The organism is Roseivirga misakiensis (assembly GCF_001747105.1).
Lineage (GTDB): Bacteria > Bacteroidota > Bacteroidia > Cytophagales > Cyclobacteriaceae > Roseivirga > Roseivirga misakiensis.
This window is the reverse complement of sequence record NZ_MDGQ01000004.1, coordinates 268,949-286,014: the sequence shown is the minus strand read 5'-3', so window position 1 is coordinate 286,014 and position 17,066 is coordinate 268,949. Positions and strand designations below refer to the sequence as shown.

The window sequence follows — 17,066 nt, the reverse complement described above, 5'->3', positions numbered from 1 at the left end:
GCGTACAAATATAAATAATTTTTAGACGAGAGGCCGTTTCCAACTAGCCGCTAATGAGTTAAGGATTACCACTTTGTCCGTCGTCATTCATCTCTAAAACTACTCGCCATAAAGTGCCTAAAAGCATTAATGTGAAACCACATATCATAATGATACTTCTAATGCCCAAATCAATAACGGAAAGCGTTTTTAAAATGAATGAAGTTATGACCAAAATAAGGCCTAGGAGCGCAACCCAACCAGTGATTTTGTGTCCCATGAAATCTAGTTTTTGAAAAATGTGATCCTTGGGAAAATAGCGGGGACATTTCGTTTATAAGTTTGGTATTCATCCCCGAACTTATCTATCAGTTTTTGTTCTTCAAGTCGTATACCGATCGGTAAGTAGATGATTAATGCTAGCAAAGTAACTGCGCTAGAAAGTAGAGGGTTGTAGATAAGATACCCGACAAAAATCATAATAGTACCGGTGTATAACGGATGCCTAACTTTGCTTTGAAGACCTTCGACATTTAACGTTGGATGTTCGCTCTCTTTTTTAAATCCTAGGAAGGCACCAGTGCTGTAGTTTCTAAAAGCCCTCTTAATCACGAAAATACCCACTGTACTTAACATCAGACCAATATAAAATGCCATTGGCGTAGGCTTAATGATTAATGGACTAGGAATAATGGCACCAATAAATAAAACAGCCACCATCAGTATGAAGGACAGCAAATTGTAAAGCAAACGATAAGTCCTCGGCTTAAGGCCAATACGACTTTTCACCTTCTCCATAAGTAAGATGCTGTGAAGGGAGTAAAATAACCCCCAGCCTAAAAATAAGACCAGATGATCTAACCACATATTCGCAATGATAAGGATATTTTTTATGTTTAATCAATCATAGAGAAATGAATCGGATAGACCGCCTTACTGCTATTTTAGTCCACTTACAATCTAAGAAAGTTGTCACTGCACAAGAGATTGCGAATCGGTTTGATATAAGCTTAAGAACGGTTTATAGAGATGTACGGTCTTTGGAGGAGGCAGGTGTGCCATTGGGCGCAGAAGCTGGTAAAGGTTACTTTATAATGGAGGGCTATCACTTGCCGCCAGTAATGTTCACTTCCGAAGAAGCCAATGCACTGGTCATTGGTTCAAAACTTATTGAACGCCAAACAGACAAATCCATCAAGCAGCATTTCCAAGAGGCCATGTTTAAAATTAAAAGCGTTTTGAAGTCCAACGAAAAAGAAGGTTTAGAAAAACTCGAATCTCAAATCCGAGTAGCCAGTATTCCACAAATGGAAAGTGAAGATTTTCCGAATAATTTTTTGGCTACCATACAAAGAGCCCTAGTAGACCAATGTGTTTTAGAGTTTAAATATTTTTCGAATTACACGGGCGATTTTAATGTGCGACAAGTGGAACCGATCGGTCTTACTTTTTACGGAGGTCATTGGCATCTCCTAGCTTTTTGTCGCCTGAGGCAAGCACCACGAGATTTTCGTGTCGATCGATTGGTAAAACTTCAAATGCTAGAAGAAACCTTTGAAACCACGCCTACAAGAGTAGAAAGTTTTATGGAAGAGATTTTAAGAGGTAATGAACTCTCTGAAGTCGAAATTAGTATTGATGCACAAGTGGCTAGATTTATTTCTACTCAAAAATATTATCAAGGTTTTGTAAGCGAGTATGAAAAGGAAGGCCGTATTCAAATGAAATTTCTAGTTCCTGGGTTAGAGTACTTCGCCCGGTGGCTTATTTCCTTTGGAAATGCAGTCGAAGTGGTTTCACCAGAAAGCCTTAAACCCATCTTGCTGAACCTCGTCGACGAACTCAACAAACACTACAAATAATTTTTTCTTCAAAAAACCTACTGACATAGGGTTGTCACTATACTGCTAGAAATTGCTTTTGTAAATCAACAATAGCAAAATGAGCAACAACAAAACAACGGTAAAGGAACTGGTTCATTACACAGTAAAAGCCGAACACCTTCAAGAGTATAGTACCGTAGTACTTCCAGAATTAAGAACATTTTTATCCAGCCAAAGTGGCTTTATAGCCCATGAATGCTTGTTGGCCAATACGAATGATGGTCATTTAGTAGATATAGTGGTTTGGGAGGATATGGATTCCGCAAAGGCCTCGGCAGCCGAATGGCAAAGGAGAACCAAGGCAGGGGATTTTTCAAATATGATCGCGGCTATCGACAAAGTAGAATTTTTTGATCACTTAACACCAATATCATGATGACATTAGAAAAGCTAAACTTACAACAGGCATACCCAGAGTACTATAAAGCAACGACTAAACCCAAAATAGTCAACCTCGAGCCTTATAATTACATCACAATATCTGGAGTCTGTGCGCCAGAAGATCAAAAATTCATAAGCTCGGTAGAGGAAATTTATGGACTAGCCTATCATATTAAGTTTATTAGTAAGGCGAATGATTTAGATTTCGTAGTGCCTAAAATGGAGGGCTTTTGGTGGGTAACTGGCGAATTACCATTTGAAGATACACCACGACAAGACTGGCATTGGAAAATTATGTTCAGGATGCCTGATTTTGTTGGGAAAACAGAATTTGATTTAGCCTTAAACCAATTGATTGCAGCAGGAAAAGCCACCAATGAACATGACTATGTTTTCGAAGAAATTCATGAGGGGCTATCTGCACAGGTTTTACACATAGGGTCTTATGATCAAGAGGCAGAGACCTTAGAGAAGTTGTATGAATTCATAGAAAGAGAGGGATATCAAATCGCTGGCTATCACCATGAGATTTATTTAAGCGATCCACGCAAAACAGCTAAAGAAAAGCTAAAAACTATTTTGCGCTACGCCATTAGATAAGAACCGAAGCATAACTTCATGATAAATACCAAAGCATACGGCTTTGGTATTTTTATTTCCTCTATGGATGAGTATTTTCACCTGCCTCAAACACTTACATCAGACTTTCATGTCCATAGAAAACCAAGAAAAACTTTTTAATCAGGCCAGCCAAATCCTAAATGATAATACTTGGGATGGGAGGTACACAGTACCCAGCGCCAACTTGTATCCATATCAATGGAATTGGGATTCTGGATTTGTGGCCATGGGGTTTGCACATTTCGATGTAAGTCGTGCTATGCGCGAATTAAAAAGTCTCTTTGAAGGCCAATGGGCAAATGGTATGTTGCCACATATTGTTTTTCATAGCAAAAAGCGAGAAGGATATTTCCCAGGGCCGTCCTATTGGGAATCAAAAAAAGTGGCCATCGCCCCAAGACATGTAGGAACCTCAGGAATCACTCAGCCACCTGTGCATGGCTTTATTTTGGAGCAGATATTCAATTTGCACCCTGGAAATGAAGAAGTAAAAGACTTTGTGACCGCCTTTTACCCCAAAATCCTGAACCTTCACCGATATTTTTATGAGTACCGCGACCCAAATAAAGAGGGGCTCGCTTTTATATTTCACCCTTGGGCATCGGGAAGAGATAATTCACCACTTTGGGATGATTTGGTAAAGACTATTCAAATCAAACCCGGAGATATCCCCCCTTATAAACGCTACGACAACCTAAAGGCAGATCCATCTGAACGACCCTCAGATAAAGATTATGATATCTATGTTTATCTGATGGAGTTGGGGAAAAGACATCAATATGATGGAAAAGAAATTGCAAAAGATTGCCCATTCTTAGTGCAAGACACCCTCTTCAATGCCATGCTGATACGCTCAAATGAGGCTTTGATAAAACTTGGTTCGAAACTTGGCTTGGATACTAAAGAAGTAGAAGAGTGGAATGCTCAAAGCAAGATTACTTTTGACCAAAAGCTGTGGGTTGAATCGCTACTAAGCTATGCGCCCTACGATTTACAAAACGATCGGCATATTGCACTAAAAGAAATAGGCGCTTTTACATCGCTTTATGCAGGAATTCCTTCTGATAATCGAGCATCGATTTTGAATGACTACATCACATCAATAGCCAACCGACCGGATGGCTTTCGAGTCATGCCAAGTTTCGATCCAGATCACAACATCTTTGACGCGCGGAGGTATTGGAAAGGGCCAATTTGGCCTCAAATGAATTGGCTAGTCCATCAAGGGTTGGCGCGTTATGATTTCAAGGAAACCGCAAATCAAGTAAAGTCGGATTTTTTAGAATTAGTTGATAACTTAGGTTTTCACGAATATTTCGACCCCAGAAAGTCTGTCGCAGATCAGTTGAAGCATGGTTATGGAGGAAACCATTTTTCATGGACTGCAGCGGTCGTATTAGACTTTATTGCTGATTCATGAACATCCTCGATTACGCTATTATCATCCTCTACATAGGCGGCTTTCTGTACTTAGGTTACCGTTTTAAAAATCAATCCGACAAAAATGACTATTACTTAGGAGGCAGAAGTTTTGGCTGGTTTCCTTTAGCCATGAGTACAGCGGCCACACAGCTGTCGGCTGTTAGTTTTATTTCTGCTCCGGCGTTCGTAGGCCTGAAAGAGGGTGGAGGAATGATATGGCTGACCTACGAGTTTGCCGTGCCACTTGCTATGATTTTCTTAATGGTAGTTTTGGTGCCCACTTTCTATAAATCAGGAATAGTAAGCGTTTATGAGTTCCTAGAACGCCGTTTCGACGCGAGTACGCGTGTCTTATTAAGCATTGTATTTCAAGTGAGCCGGGCATTTGGTACCGGCGTTATGATCTATACGGTAGCAATAATTCTAGAAAGCGTCATGGAAATACCCATGTGGCAAAGCATTGTTTTAATCGGTATTGTCACCATTATCTATTCTTTGCAAGGTGGTATGAAGGCCGTAGTCTATGGCGATATGCTTCAGATGATCATACTATTTATAGGTATCATTGTCTGCTTTGGTTTTGGACTTCATTACCTAGGCGGTTGGGGAAGTTTCTTAGATAAAGTCGATACAGAACGTTTGACGGCAGTTGACTTTTCATCCTTTGGCTTTAGTGGTGATCAGTTCGGTTTTTGGCCCATGTTGGTCGGAGGGTTTTTTCTGTATGCCTCTTATTATGGAACAGACCAAAGTCAAGTACAACGGCTGCTATCAGCGAGTAGCGATAAAACCATGAAGCAAACCCTTCTGGCTAATGGTCTTATGCGCTTCCCAATCACGCTAGCATACTGTATTATGGGGTTAGTGATAGGAACGCTCGCGTTGTCCCAAACCGATTTTATTTCCTTAATTCCGAGCGATACACCTGATAGAATGATTCCAATTTTTATCAGAGATTATCTTCCAAATGGAGTTATTGGTATTCTGATCGTGGCGATTTTCTCAGCAGCAATGTCCTCTTTAAGTTCAGCCATTAATTCCCTAAGTGCGGCTTCAGTGGAAGATTTATTTGCTCGCGGCAAAAACTTGGATGAGCGACAGTACATGAAGCTCTCTAAAATTACCGCACTCTTTTGGGGCGGGGTTTGTGTAGTTGTAGCCTTTTTTGTGGGTGATATTGCTGATACTGTAATTGAAGCCATTAACAAAGTTGGTTCAGTCTCCTTCGGACCAATACTCGCTATTTTCGTGGCCGCAATTCTTGTAAAAAAGATCAATGGCATTGGAGCAAATGTTGGTTTATTGACAGGAGTTGCGCTAAATGTATATATGTGGCTGGCAGTTCCAGAGATTTTTTGGTTTTGGTGGAACGCAATTGGAGCCATAGTGGCGTTTATAGTAGCTTATGTGGTTAGCGTTTTAAAACCCAATACTTCGGGTGAGCAAATGTCAATCGAGCCGATCAATTTCAAACAAAAGAGTGTTTATGTACTGATCGCTTTCTTCGTTTTGATCGTCTTAATTTCGGTAGTCTTTCCTTACTTATTCTAAAAGATGCAAGTTCTTGTTTGCCCTGATAAGTTTAAAGGTTCCCTTTCAGCTAACGAAGTATGTAATGCCATTGAAAAGGGCATAAAACGTTATTCTAAAGACATTGATGTTGTAAAATTACCTCTAGCTGACGGTGGGGAAGGTACACTCGACCTTTTAGAACAACATATGTCACTAGAGCGGATAAATCTCGTTGTAAATGACCCACTGTTCCGACCGATATCTACTTACTATTTAAAGGATCAGACTAGGGCATTCATAGAAATGTCTAAAGCTTCTGGGTTACAACTCTTAAAAGACCATGAAAGAAACCCGTTGAATACCTCTTCCTTTGGTACGGGTGAACTAATCGCACATGCACTTGGGCAAAATGTAACAGAAATATATTTGCTGATTGGTGGAAGCGCTACGAATGATGGGGGAGCTGGTATGGCAGAAGCCCTTGGATTTCAATTCATAACAAAAGATGGGATGGCTTCGAAAGTTGCTGGAGGTTCACTAAACAGATTGACCCAAGTTGACCCTAGCAAAGCTGACCAAAGGATCGAAAATGTAAAGTTTACAGTTTTATCAGATGTTCAGAATGTATTGACGGGAAGCAACGGGGCATCTTATGTTTATGGTGCTCAAAAAGGGGCAAATGAAATTGCAATTGAAAAGCTAGACGCTGGCCTAGCAAACTTAGCGTCAATTCTGGAAAATGGACACGAGTTACACCCGGGTGCTGGTGCTGCGGGCGGATTGGGCTATGGCGCAATGAGTTTCCTAAAAGCCGAACTAGTCTCAGGAATTGAAGCCATTATGGATGTTGTCGACTTCTTTGAATATGCTAAAGATGCCGATCTGATTATAACCGGAGAAGGTAAAATGGATAACCAAACTAGTGAAGGCAAGGTCGTTTCGGGCGTTATTCAGTTTGGGAAAAATAATAATATACCGATCGGTATATTATGTGGTGTTTTTGAATCGGATAATGCACTTGGCAGTTCTGAAATGATACTGCAAATCAGTGATTTGGCACAAAATATTGATGACGCCATGACGAACGCATCGCAATACCTCGAAACACTGGCTTTTCAGATGATTAGTGACTTCGTTTAGGCATTCCAATCAGCCGAATTAATTACTTTTGCAGTATGACAGCAATTAGTATCGGCATAATAAAGGAAGGGAAAATTCCGGTAGACCATCGGGTTCCATTGACGCCAGAACAGGTCAAAGAAATCCTTACAAAACATCCAAATATTCATGTCAAATGTCAACGCAGCGATATTCGTTGTTTTAAAGATGAAGAATATGCCGCTGCTGGTGCTCATCTTGTTGATGATGTGAGCGATTGTGAAATCATTCTAGGGGTAAAAGAAGTGCCACTTTCTATGCTTTCGGCAGGAAAAACGCACTTTTTCTTTTCGCATACCATCAAGAAGCAAGAGTATAACAGAGGATTACTTCAAGAAATACTTAAGAAAAATATCCGCTTAATAGATTGGGAGTGTTTGACGAATCAAAATGGTCAGCGCTTGATCGCTTTTGGTCGTTATGCAGGAATCGTGGGTGCATACAATGGGATTTTAACTTTTGGTAAGCGCTACAACTTGTTTCATCTACGTCCCGCGCACGAGTGCTTCGATTTAGATGACATGAAAACGGAATATGTCAAAGTGAATTTGCCACCCGTGAAAATAGTGGTGACAGGTGGAGGTCGTGTTTCTAAGGGAGCTATGGAAGTGCTTAATGGTATGGGAATAAGAAAAGTAAGTCCAGCCGAATTTGTCAATGAATACTTCAACGGCCCAGTTTATACGCAACTGAATACGCGCGATTACAACAGAAGAATCGGTAATGGTAATTTTGACCGAGACGAATTTTATAAGGACCCTAGTCAATATGAGTCTGCATTTTTACCCTATGCTCAAAAGGCAGATGTGATCATAGCTGGCGCTTTCTGGGACCCAAAAGCGCCAGTGCTTTTCACTAAAGAAGATATTGTTCAGTCAGATTTTAAAGTACGTGTGATTGCGGACATAACCTGTGATATAGAGGGTTCTATTCCTTCCACAAAACAGCCCGCAACGATTGATAACCCAGTTTACGATTATAACCCTAGTAATGATCGTGTCGAGGCGCCATATTCCGATGAGGGAAATATTACGGTGATGGCCGTGGACAATTTGCCATGTGAATTACCTAGAAATGCATCAGAAGATTTTGGTAAAGAATTCTTAAACCACATTCTGCCTAATTTAATTGGCGAAGATGTAGATGATATAATCAAGCGTGCATCGATTACCGAAAATGGTAAACTGACCGAACGCTACAGTTACTTGCAAGACTATGTAAATGGAAATTAACCGCTACATAGAACATACAAACTTAAAGCCTACGATCACCGATAAGGAGGTCGACAACTTGGTACAAGAAGCTATTTCAAATGAATTTGTTGGCGTTTGTTTGCCGCCGTTTTGGGTAAAAAGAGCGGCAAGAGAATTGGCACCAACGGATATTCAATTGGTCACTGTAATTGGCTTTCCCTTGGGTTATCAGATGACAGAATCCAAGCTACTCGAAATTGATAAAGCCATTAATAATGGAGCCAATGAGTTGGATATTGTTATGAATATATCGGCTTTTAAAGCAGGAATGCCTTGGGCTAAGATTGAGTTGGCAAAATGTGCTCAACTTATTCATGAAGCCGGCTGCATGATGAAGGTAATCATAGAGACCTCTTATTTATCGGACAATGAAGTCATCAGTGCAACACAACTTTGCGCTCAAGCCGGGGCAGATTTTGTGAAGACATCCACAGGTTTTTCTACCCACGGTGCTACTGCACATCATGTTTCTTTAATGCGGAAAAATGCTCCATCAAATGTTGGGGTCAAGGCATCGGGTGGAATAAGAGATTTGGTGTCGGCTAAAGAGATGATAGCTGCTGGCGCTGATAGGTTGGGAACTTCATCTGGGTTGGAGATTATGAAGGCCCTAAATTCTTAGTATTAAGCCGTTTTATCTTTCAAGGCTTGAATTCCCTTGTATTTATAGATTTTCAAACCGAAATGATCGAAAATGCTAACTTTCATCCGATTTTGGGCTAATTCTATTCTATTTTCAGGCTTGTGGAAGACAGTGAGTTCTAATCCTGCTAATACGAAATTCTTCTTCGTACAAAGCTCATTCATATAGTTTATAAAGGCCTCTTCCCAGTCAATTACATATTTGTCGTAATGGCTACTTCCATCAAATAGAAATTCCAACTGGTTATCTCCAATTTGGAAGCGATAAATGCCTGCAACTACGTCATAAAGCTCATCAAAATAGCTTTGGTTAGCCGCTACATAATTATCGATCAAATCAGTGGTGCTATCAGATAGTCTAAGCGGATTAAAAACCGCATAGTAACCTTCTTTGATTAAATCAATCAACTTATTCTGAAGCTTCAATCTTAAATCCGACTGAACCTGCTTCAGGATGTAATTTTTGTCTAAAAGAAAAAGGCGATCTGACAATTGCGAAAATTTTTACAAAGATAAATAAATCGATCGATACAGTATAAACTCAATGTCAATCATATTTGACCAATAAGCCTTTATTTATTGAGCTGATACTCGATTGACCAGTCTACCAAAGAAAATTGCGTTCATCATCAGCTTATTGGTGCCATACCAAAAGGCCCTAAAATTTGGATTGTCTACCAATGAGACAATTCGGCCACTTCCCAGGGCACTTACTCGTATGGTAGAAGTACCTTTTAGTGTTTCTAAATTGGCATCGCTAATCCATCCGCTAATCAACGGGCTATCGGTGTATTTTCCAGGGTTAGCAAATTTACTCTCAGATGGCTCTATAATCGTATTACCTCTTCTGAAGGTCGGCAGATTTTCATTGTAGTACCCAAAGCTCATTGGGTGAGAAAGGTCTAATTCTGACATGTACACACCACCCGGTATATTTTGCCCCCTGACGTAGTTTGTAATCTGATCATAGCTAATTTCTTCTGCACTTGGTGCCTCGGCTCTAATGGTTTTTAAGTTGGTGAGTTTATTCCGTGACATCCAGCCTACTGCTGAACCAGTCCCGATTAAGGTTCCGCCATTCCTAATCCATCTTTTGAGGTTATTCATAGCGCCTTCACTCAGGTTGAGACTCCCAGTGATGACAATGCTATTATATCTGTCGATTGCATTGGAACCTAGTCGATTTGCTTGAAGCTTTGTAGCAAGCATATTCATCCGCGTATCTAAGAGGTGCCAAACTTCCCCGATATCACTTGAGCTACCCGCTTCTACGACGAGCGCCACTTCAGGCTTTTCCAATGTCACAAAAGAATTACTACCTAATGATACACCGCCAGTAAGCCCGGTATTTAAAGCATATATGTCTAAAGCATCAGTATCTACTATTTTTTTCATCATCTCGAATAGATCGAAACTAGAGACGGACTGACCAGCTACTGGAATAAGGATGGTACCGCGATCAAACTCTTTTTTGTTCTCGTCAGTAAACTTATTTGTCGATACTTTCAGTCTTACCCCTTTGGAAAGAAGCTTGTTGGCTGCCCTAGGTGCATAATATCCGTGCCACTCAAATGCATAAGCATAGTTGCTCTGGCCACCAATTATTTCCCCTTTCGGAAATGGTAGGATATCCACCTTTTCGCCCAATTGGTTTCTTCCATAATCTCGGCTTGACATTTCATGGTATTCCATGTTAAAGGCCATTGGGTAAGTCCACCCAGAAATATCGTAGAATAGGCTGTCTTCAAACGTGGTCCTTTGCTCAAACATCGCCTTAATGATTTTATAATTGCGCTGTTTGAGAGGAATGATGTAGCTATTGTCAGGCATATATTCTTCGCCATCAAGTCTGATTCTTCTAGAGGGTCGGTAGAAGTCAATTTCCTGTCTGGCAAGGATTTCTGCCAAATGATAGGTTCTTGCTGGATCTTTTTCGGCTTTGAAAATGTATGCTTTATGGCTATCGCCATCAGCTTCTCTCAAAGCACGTTTATAGAAATCTTTTTGGTATTCCAGTAATTCAACACGCATGGCCACAGCAGCAGACCAAGTGGATAGGGAGGTGGTAAACTGGTTTCTTACAGTAAAAGGGAATCTTAAAATACCATTAGCGCTTTCTTGCGCATGACCTCTAGAACTGGCTTGTTCAAAAAGTATTCCCATGCCGCCATTTATATCTGGGAAAGTCGATCCTTTACCATAATAGAAATCATCATAACCCTCTTTAGTGTAGTAAAGGGAGCCAATGCTATCTAGTGCTTTTGCATGGTATTCACCGATTTTACCCGTCATTTCTTGATTCAATTTCGGTGTGAGTGGATGGGTTCTTGAGGGTACACCGGGTTGGAAGAAAAAGGTAGAGTTAGTACCCATTTCATGGTGATCGGTTAAAATATTGGGTTTCCACTGATGATATTTCGTAATCCTATTGCGTGATTCTGGTTGCTGAACAGGTAGCCAGTCTCTATTCAGGTCAAACCAATAATGATTTGTTCTACCGCCAGGCCAGACCTCTCTGTATTCCCTGTCGTTTGGATCGGGGTTTACGTTTTTACTTTTATGCATATTAGCCCAGGTAGAAAACCTCGTAAGTCCATCTGGGTTAAATGAAGGGTCTATTAAAACCACGGTATTTCTGAGGGCATTATCTATTTCTGGACCTTGCGCAGCAGCCATGTAATAGGCCATAAGCATCGAAGCATTCGACCCGCTTGGTTCATTTCCATGGATGCTGTAGCCCATATAGACTACGGCAGGCATTTTTTTGACATCAAATTTATCCGCTTCGTTTGGGTATGTGAGCCAAGAATGGTCACTTCTTATTTTATCAATTCCTATGTGGTTAATTGGATGTGTTACAGTGAGCAGTAGTTGAGTTCTACCTTCATGTGTGGTACCAATTTCCTCAATAGTAATGCGTTCTGAAGCAGCAGCGACCGCTTTCATGTACATGACCAGCTTGTCATGTGTTATGTGCCACTCACCAACTTCATGACCAATGACTGATTTTGGGGTAGGAATATCAGGGTTGTATTGAACATTATCTGGAAGGTAATAATCGAGTTTTAAGTCCTGTGCATTTAACGTGTTTAACGCAAACAATAAACCTATTAGTAATACCTGTAGCCTTTTATTTATCATAAACAGTGGGTTGGCAAAGAAGGCAATATACGGATTCCGAGTCCTTATTGAAAATTATAAAACGGTTGCATTGAATTGGTCAGAAAGGCCTTTTTTGTTGGTAAAGTTAAGTTTACATTTGTATACAGTTTGACAGATAGTTTTAGATAGTGTTTTGTATAAAATTATCTGAGGCATATGTCTGATTTTTATATAGTTACAAACTGCGATAAAATGAAAATCACAGAGATAATTCTGCAAAAAACCATTTTTGAAAAATGCTCTAATGGTATGTTAAGAAAAGGTTAAAGGTAAACGCCAAATGTATCTTAATCATAACATTTGGAAAATACCCTCAACCTTGATAAGAATTACATTTGTGGTGTAAAATGCGTGTTAATCCACGACTATGAATAAACATCTAATCTACTTTAAATCATCTTTTATGAAAAGACAATTACTTCAGTTACTCTTGACTGGATTAATGCTATTAGTAATTAACGTAGCATATGGTCAAGGTACAACTACCTCTTCTATTAACGGAAGAGTAACAGATGTAAACGGTGAAACTTTACCGGGTGCAACTGTTGTGGCCGTGCACACGCCAAGCGGAACTCGCTATGGTAACATCACAAGCAGTGATGGGTATTACAGAATTCCAAACATGAGAGTTGGTGGTCCTTACACAGTGACTGTGACTTTTATTGGTTATAAGGAGTTTAAGCAAGAAAACGTATTCTTGACTTTAGGTCAGGCTTTCAAAATCAACGCTAAATTAACTGAGTCGTCTGTGACTTTGGAAGGCGTTGAAGTAGTAGCTGAAAGAGGCGGCGTTTTCGATGGTAACAGAACTGGTTCTGAAACGGTTGTTGGTATTGAGCAAATCAATTCTACTCCAACTGTTGCTCGAGCTATCGGTGACTTTGCGAGATTTACACCACAAGCAACGCTAGACGAAGGTAACGACGGTTTCTCAATTTCAATTGGTGGACAAAACAACCGTTTAAACTCAATCTATATTGACGGTGCGATTAACAATGATATTTTTGGTCTTGCTGGTTCAGGTACAAACGGTGGTCAAACTGGTGTATCTCCGATCTCTATTGATGCGATTGAGCAGTTCCAAATTCAGGTAGCTCCTTTCGACGTAAGAGTATCTGGTTTCGCAGGTGGTGCAATTAACGCTGTGACAAGATCAGGTTCTAACGAAATTGAAGGTTCTGCATACTACTTTTTCAGAAATGAAGGTTTAGCGGGTAGAACTCCAAGAGATGGTGAAGGAACAAGAGAAAGACTTGATGACTTTAGCGCTGAAACTTACGGTGTAAGAGTTGGTGGACCGATCATCAAAGACAAATTATTCTACTTTGTAAATGTTGAGCAGCAGAGAGACGAAACTCCTCAGCCATTTGATTTCGCAGATTATGATGGAGATGCAACGCAAGCTCAGATTGATCAGTTGGTTAGCAAATTGAACGGTTATGGTTACACCCCAGGTACTTTAAGCGGTAACCCAGTAGTATTAGATTCAGATAAATTCACTGCTAAGATTGACTATAACATTAACCAGAATCACAAATTATCTGCTCGTTACTCTTATGTTGAGGCAGATAATATCGAAGGTGTAAGATCTAGTAATAGAACACTAAACTTCTACAATAGATCTGAGTCTTTCTTATCTAAGACAAATTCACTTTCATTAGAACTTTCAAGTTCATTCGGATCTAATATGTCTAACAAATTGACTGTTGGTTACATAGGTGTATCTGACGATAGAGACGCAACAGGACAAGACTTCCCTACAGTGAATATTTCAGATGGACAAGGTTCTATCAGATTTGGTGCTGAGCCTTTCTCTTCTGCTAACTTGTTAGAAACTAGTGGCTTCACTATCAACAACAACTTAGAAATTTATAAAGGTCGTCATACTTTTGTAGTAGGGCTTAACGCTGAATTCTACTCAGTTGAGAACTTGTTTATTGCTCAGAACTTTGGACAGTACTCTTATAACACTTTAAACGATTTCTTAACAGACCAGCCTGCTACTGATTACGCTAGAAACTTCTCTAACGTAGATAATATTACTGGTGACGGTTCTGCAGCAGCAGCTATCTTTAATTCAGGTATGATTGGTGCTTATGTTCAAGATGAATTCCAAGTGAATGATGACTTGAAATTGACTTTAGGTTTAAGAATGGATCTTCCTTATTTCGATGAAACACCTACAAACAGTACTTTCAATACACTAGCAATTCCTGAAATAGAAGCAGAAGGTTACGATTTACAAGGTGCAGCTGTTGGTAATTTTATTAACTCAAGAGCTACTTTCTCTCCGAGATTTGGTTTTAACTGGGATGTAAATGGTGACAGATCACTTCAATTAAGAGGTGGTGCAGGTGTATTTACTTCAAGAGTTCCTCTAGTATGGCCAGGCGGTGCATACAACAACAATGGCCAAAACTTAGGTTTTGTTGATGAGAACGACTTCGACGCTATCTTCAGACCTGACGTTAACAACCAACCTGGTGTAATTGATCCAACTGTACAGTCTGGTAACATCGATTTGTTCATTGAAGATTTCAGAGTTCCTCAAGTAGCTAAATTCAACTTAGCAGCTGATAAGAGACTTTCTAATGGATGGATCTTCTCTTTAGACGCACTTTGGACTAAGACTATTTATGCGATTAGCGTTCAAAACGTAAACGTTGGACAGTCTGTAGGTAACTTAACAGGAACTGGTGATAACAGACCTATATACAATAGAAGAGATGAAGTAGTACAATCAAATAACTATGGTAGAATCTCAGTAACTGGTAATACTGGTAGAGGTTATGCTTACAACTTCTCTGGTACATTGACTATGCCAATGACTAACGGTTTCCAAGGAAGTATTTCTTACTCTTATGGAGATGCATTCTCTGTATTTGATGGTACATCTTCTCAGAACTCTTCTCAATGGAGAGGTTTACACTCTATTGGTGGAAGAAACTTTGATCAGCAGTTAAGAAGATCTGATTTCTCTCAAGGACATAGAGTAATTGCGCAAGCTTCTTACAGGTTTGAATATGCAAAAGGTTTTGCTACACAAATCGGACTTGTATATGAAGGTCGTTCTGGTTCTCCATTCTCTTACATCTATAATGATAATGGAAACTTAACTAGTGAAGATTCTAGAGAAAGAACATTGATTTATGTTCCATTAAATGCTAGTGATATCAACTTAGTTGATGATGCTAGTGCTGGAACTGCAGGTGAGCAATGGGCTGCACTGAACTCATTCATCGTAAATGATCCTTACTTAAGCACAAGAAGAGGCCAGTACGCTGAAAGAAACAGAAACAGAGAGCCATTTACTAACATCTTTGATTTAAGATTATTACAAGAGTTTGAGATCAACGCAGGTGGTAAGAAGCACACGCTTCAACTTACTGCAGACATCTACAACTTCGGTAACTTGTTAAATAGAGATTGGGGTAGAAGATACTTTGTACCTCAAAACTTCCAGTTGTTAAACTTCGAAGGTTTCCAAGCTGACGGAACTACTCCAACATTCACTTTTGACGGTGTTGACGGAAACGATCCTTCTGATGGAAACATCGATGACTCTGGTTTGATTAGCTCTAGATGGCAAGGTCAAATTGGTATCAGATATACCTTCGGTGGTAACTAATCACTACTGAATTTCATAATAAGCCCCCTCATGATACAAATCATGAGGGGGCTTTGATTTTATAGCAAAAGAGTTTTTCAAACCTTATTTTACGAAACTTGTTACATTTGCAGTTACCACTATGCTTTATTACAAAACATACGAACACGAATCCTCCAAAGAATGGGTCACATTCATTCATGGAGCAGGTGGTAGTTCGTCCATCTGGTATAAGCAAGTAAAAGATTTTAAGGATCATTTTAATGTCCTTTTGATTGACTTAAGGGGGCACGGAAAGTCTCAAGAAGTGTTTGAAAGATATTTTTCGAATGAATACAACTTTGAAAATATTTCGCAAGATGTGGTTGAAGTTTTAGATCACCTTGAAATAGAGAAATCACATTTCGTAGGAATATCTCTCGGGACAATTCTAATGCGAACCATATGTGATATAGCGCCTAACCGTGTGAAATCTTTGGTGATGGGTGGGGCTGTGACAAGACTAAACGTTCGGTCGAAAATGTTGGTTGCTCTGGGCAATGCTACAAAGAAGTTCATTCCATATATGTGGTTATATAAATTCTTTGCCTGGATTATTATGCCAAGAAAGCGGAACCAAGAATCACGGGTTCTATTTGCCAATCAGGCAAAAAAACTTTGTCAAAACGAGTTTGTTCGTTGGTTCGGGTTGACCTACAAGATTAACCCCTTACTTCGTTATTTCAATGAGAATGACACGAAGTTGCCTACGCTATACCTCATGGGGGACGAAGATTATATGTTTCTCCCACAAGTAATGAAACTGGTAAAAACGCATACCACATCTACGCTTCAGGTGGTTCCAAACTGTGGTCATGTCTGCAATGTTGAGCAGCCAGAATTCTTTAATGAAAGAGCCATTAATTTCATTGCTAATAACGCCTAACTTTAATTTTAGCTTGATTTCAGGGTATTTGATTTAGTGATGATATCAAAGACAATCGTAAAATTGGTCTTTTCGTGGGAATCATCATTAAATCATGATGATATCATGAAGGCCGTGGTAGAAAGGCTAGTTATCTATTTTAGTTTCTTCGTGAACGTGGTCTTTTACTCGATAGTTTTAAAGGTAATTTATTATGGTCGAGATGTAGAAAATTCAAGTCTGGCTCATTTCCTTCTATTTATTTCAGTATTGATAACGTTCAACTTGTCAAAAGTCTATTTTAAGAAACCAATCGCATATAATGTTTCTCTTTTAAAAGATGATCTGCTTAAAATTGAGCCATCACGTTTGAAGAGATATAAGTTGTTTTATATAGCCATAGGAATTCTAGGCGTCATTGCTCTACCAGCATATATAGTGGTCTTCGCGGTTTACATCCTTTGAAATTCTAGTCATGTTGACTATATTCTGACATGACTGCTACTCGAATTCGACGTATTTGTCGATTATGTATCGTCACA

Annotated in this window: 15 protein-coding genes; 11 read left to right on the top strand and 4 right to left on the bottom strand. The window is 39.7% G+C overall.

What is annotated here, in order from left to right:
* Positions 1 to 58: 58 nt before the first annotated feature.
* Both BFP71_RS07265 and BFP71_RS07260 read right to left on the bottom strand, forming a co-directional pair.
* Positions 59 to 259, bottom strand: a complete 201-nt coding sequence (locus BFP71_RS07265) for a hypothetical protein (protein WP_069834823.1) — start codon at positions 257 to 259, stop codon at positions 59 to 61.
* A gap of 5 nt (positions 260 to 264) precedes the next feature.
* Positions 265 to 846: a methyltransferase family protein gene (locus BFP71_RS07260; protein WP_069834822.1), complete on the bottom strand. Its 582-nt coding sequence runs from the start codon at positions 844 to 846 to the stop codon at positions 265 to 267.
* Between the two features lie 47 nt (positions 847 to 893).
* On the opposite strand from BFP71_RS07260, the gene BFP71_RS07255 reads away from it, so the two are divergent.
* The 8 genes from BFP71_RS07255 to deoC all read left to right on the top strand — a co-directional run bounded on the left by BFP71_RS07255 (position 894) and on the right by deoC (position 8,831).
* A complete protein-coding gene (locus tag BFP71_RS07255) occupies positions 894 to 1,841 on the top strand; it encodes a helix-turn-helix transcriptional regulator (RefSeq protein WP_069834821.1) in 948 nt (315 codons plus the stop codon).
* 79 nt (positions 1,842 to 1,920) lie between these two features.
* Entirely contained in the window at positions 1,921 to 2,238 is a 318-nt protein-coding gene (locus BFP71_RS07250; RefSeq protein WP_069834820.1) for an antibiotic biosynthesis monooxygenase family protein, read from the top strand.
* On the top strand, positions 2,235 to 2,843 hold the full coding sequence (locus BFP71_RS07245; RefSeq protein WP_088124927.1) for a GyrI-like domain-containing protein: 609 nt from the start codon (positions 2,235 to 2,237) through the stop codon (positions 2,841 to 2,843). Before BFP71_RS07250 ends, BFP71_RS07245 begins: the two co-directional genes overlap by 4 nt.
* Positions 2,844 to 2,952: 109 nt before the next feature.
* Complete coding sequence (locus BFP71_RS07240; protein ID WP_069834819.1) at positions 2,953 to 4,284, top strand: MGH1-like glycoside hydrolase domain-containing protein; 1,332 nt, start codon at positions 2,953 to 2,955, stop codon at positions 4,282 to 4,284.
* Complete coding sequence (locus BFP71_RS07235) at positions 4,281 to 5,837, top strand: sodium:solute symporter (RefSeq protein WP_069834818.1); 1,557 nt, start codon at positions 4,281 to 4,283, stop codon at positions 5,835 to 5,837. Before BFP71_RS07240 ends, BFP71_RS07235 begins: the two co-directional genes overlap by 4 nt.
* Positions 5,838 to 5,840: 3 nt before the next feature.
* Positions 5,841 to 6,938 carry a glycerate kinase family protein gene (locus BFP71_RS07230; RefSeq protein ID WP_069834817.1) on the top strand — a complete coding sequence of 366 codons (1,098 nt, stop codon included), beginning with the start codon at positions 5,841 to 5,843 and terminating at the stop codon, positions 6,936 to 6,938.
* Positions 6,939 to 6,973: 35 nt separating this feature from the next.
* Positions 6,974 to 8,188 (top strand): NAD(P)-dependent oxidoreductase, encoded by a 1,215-nt coding sequence (locus BFP71_RS07225; protein ID WP_069834816.1) that lies wholly within the window; start codon positions 6,974 to 6,976, stop codon positions 8,186 to 8,188.
* Complete coding sequence (deoC, locus tag BFP71_RS07220) at positions 8,178 to 8,831, top strand: deoxyribose-phosphate aldolase (protein WP_069834815.1); 654 nt, start codon at positions 8,178 to 8,180, stop codon at positions 8,829 to 8,831. The genes BFP71_RS07225 and deoC overlap by 11 nt, the downstream gene beginning before the upstream one ends.
* A 2-nt stretch (positions 8,832 to 8,833) precedes the next feature.
* On the opposite strand, the gene BFP71_RS07215 is transcribed toward deoC, so the two are convergent.
* Both BFP71_RS07215 and BFP71_RS07210 read right to left on the bottom strand, forming a co-directional pair.
* Positions 8,834 to 9,343, bottom strand: coding sequence for a hypothetical protein (locus BFP71_RS07215; RefSeq protein ID WP_069834814.1), 510 nt, complete (start codon positions 9,341 to 9,343; stop codon positions 8,834 to 8,836).
* An 84-nt stretch (positions 9,344 to 9,427) separates the two neighbouring features.
* Positions 9,428 to 11,992, bottom strand: coding sequence for a M14 family metallopeptidase (locus BFP71_RS07210; RefSeq protein ID WP_069834813.1), 2,565 nt, complete (start codon positions 11,990 to 11,992; stop codon positions 9,428 to 9,430).
* 424 nt (positions 11,993 to 12,416) lie between these two features.
* Here BFP71_RS07210 and BFP71_RS07205 point away from each other — a divergent pair, with 424 nt between their 5' ends.
* The 3 genes from BFP71_RS07205 to BFP71_RS07195 all read left to right on the top strand — a co-directional run bounded on the left by BFP71_RS07205 (position 12,417) and on the right by BFP71_RS07195 (position 16,989).
* Positions 12,417 to 15,641 carry a TonB-dependent receptor gene (locus tag BFP71_RS07205; protein ID WP_069834900.1) on the top strand — a complete coding sequence of 1,075 codons (3,225 nt, stop codon included), beginning with the start codon at positions 12,417 to 12,419 and terminating at the stop codon, positions 15,639 to 15,641.
* Between the two features lie 121 nt (positions 15,642 to 15,762).
* The gene (locus tag BFP71_RS07200) at positions 15,763 to 16,545 is read left to right on the top strand and encodes an alpha/beta fold hydrolase (protein WP_069834812.1); all 783 of its coding nucleotides are present in this window, start codon (positions 15,763 to 15,765) and stop codon (positions 16,543 to 16,545) included.
* A 105-nt stretch (positions 16,546 to 16,650) separates the two neighbouring features.
* Positions 16,651 to 16,989 carry a hypothetical protein gene (locus tag BFP71_RS07195; RefSeq protein WP_141719708.1) on the top strand — a complete coding sequence of 113 codons (339 nt, stop codon included), beginning with the start codon at positions 16,651 to 16,653 and terminating at the stop codon, positions 16,987 to 16,989.
* The last annotated feature ends 77 nt before the right edge of the window (positions 16,990 to 17,066 follow it).

Coding starts and splice junctions, on each gene's coding strand:
- BFP71_RS07265 (WP_069834823.1), bottom strand. CDS start 259: ATGGGACACAAAATCACTGGTTGGGTTGCGCTCCTAGGCCTTATTTTG.
- BFP71_RS07260 (WP_069834822.1), bottom strand. CDS start 846: ATGTGGTTAGATCATCTGGTCTTATTTTTAGGCTGGGGGTTATTTTAC.
- BFP71_RS07255 (WP_069834821.1), top strand. CDS start 894: ATGAATCGGATAGACCGCCTTACTGCTATTTTAGTCCACTTACAATCT.
- BFP71_RS07250 (WP_069834820.1), top strand. CDS start 1,921: ATGAGCAACAACAAAACAACGGTAAAGGAACTGGTTCATTACACAGTA.
- BFP71_RS07245 (WP_088124927.1), top strand. CDS start 2,235: ATGATGACATTAGAAAAGCTAAACTTACAACAGGCATACCCAGAGTAC.
- BFP71_RS07240 (WP_069834819.1), top strand. CDS start 2,953: ATGTCCATAGAAAACCAAGAAAAACTTTTTAATCAGGCCAGCCAAATC.
- BFP71_RS07235 (WP_069834818.1), top strand. CDS start 4,281: ATGAACATCCTCGATTACGCTATTATCATCCTCTACATAGGCGGCTTT.
- BFP71_RS07230 (WP_069834817.1), top strand. CDS start 5,841: ATGCAAGTTCTTGTTTGCCCTGATAAGTTTAAAGGTTCCCTTTCAGCT.
- BFP71_RS07225 (WP_069834816.1), top strand. CDS start 6,974: ATGACAGCAATTAGTATCGGCATAATAAAGGAAGGGAAAATTCCGGTA.
- deoC (WP_069834815.1), top strand. CDS start 8,178: ATGGAAATTAACCGCTACATAGAACATACAAACTTAAAGCCTACGATC.
- BFP71_RS07210 (WP_069834813.1), bottom strand. CDS start 11,992: ATGATAAATAAAAGGCTACAGGTATTACTAATAGGTTTATTGTTTGCG.
- BFP71_RS07205 (WP_069834900.1), top strand. CDS start 12,417: ATGAAAAGACAATTACTTCAGTTACTCTTGACTGGATTAATGCTATTA.
- BFP71_RS07200 (WP_069834812.1), top strand. CDS start 15,763: ATGCTTTATTACAAAACATACGAACACGAATCCTCCAAAGAATGGGTC.
- BFP71_RS07195 (WP_141719708.1), top strand. CDS start 16,651: ATGAAGGCCGTGGTAGAAAGGCTAGTTATCTATTTTAGTTTCTTCGTG.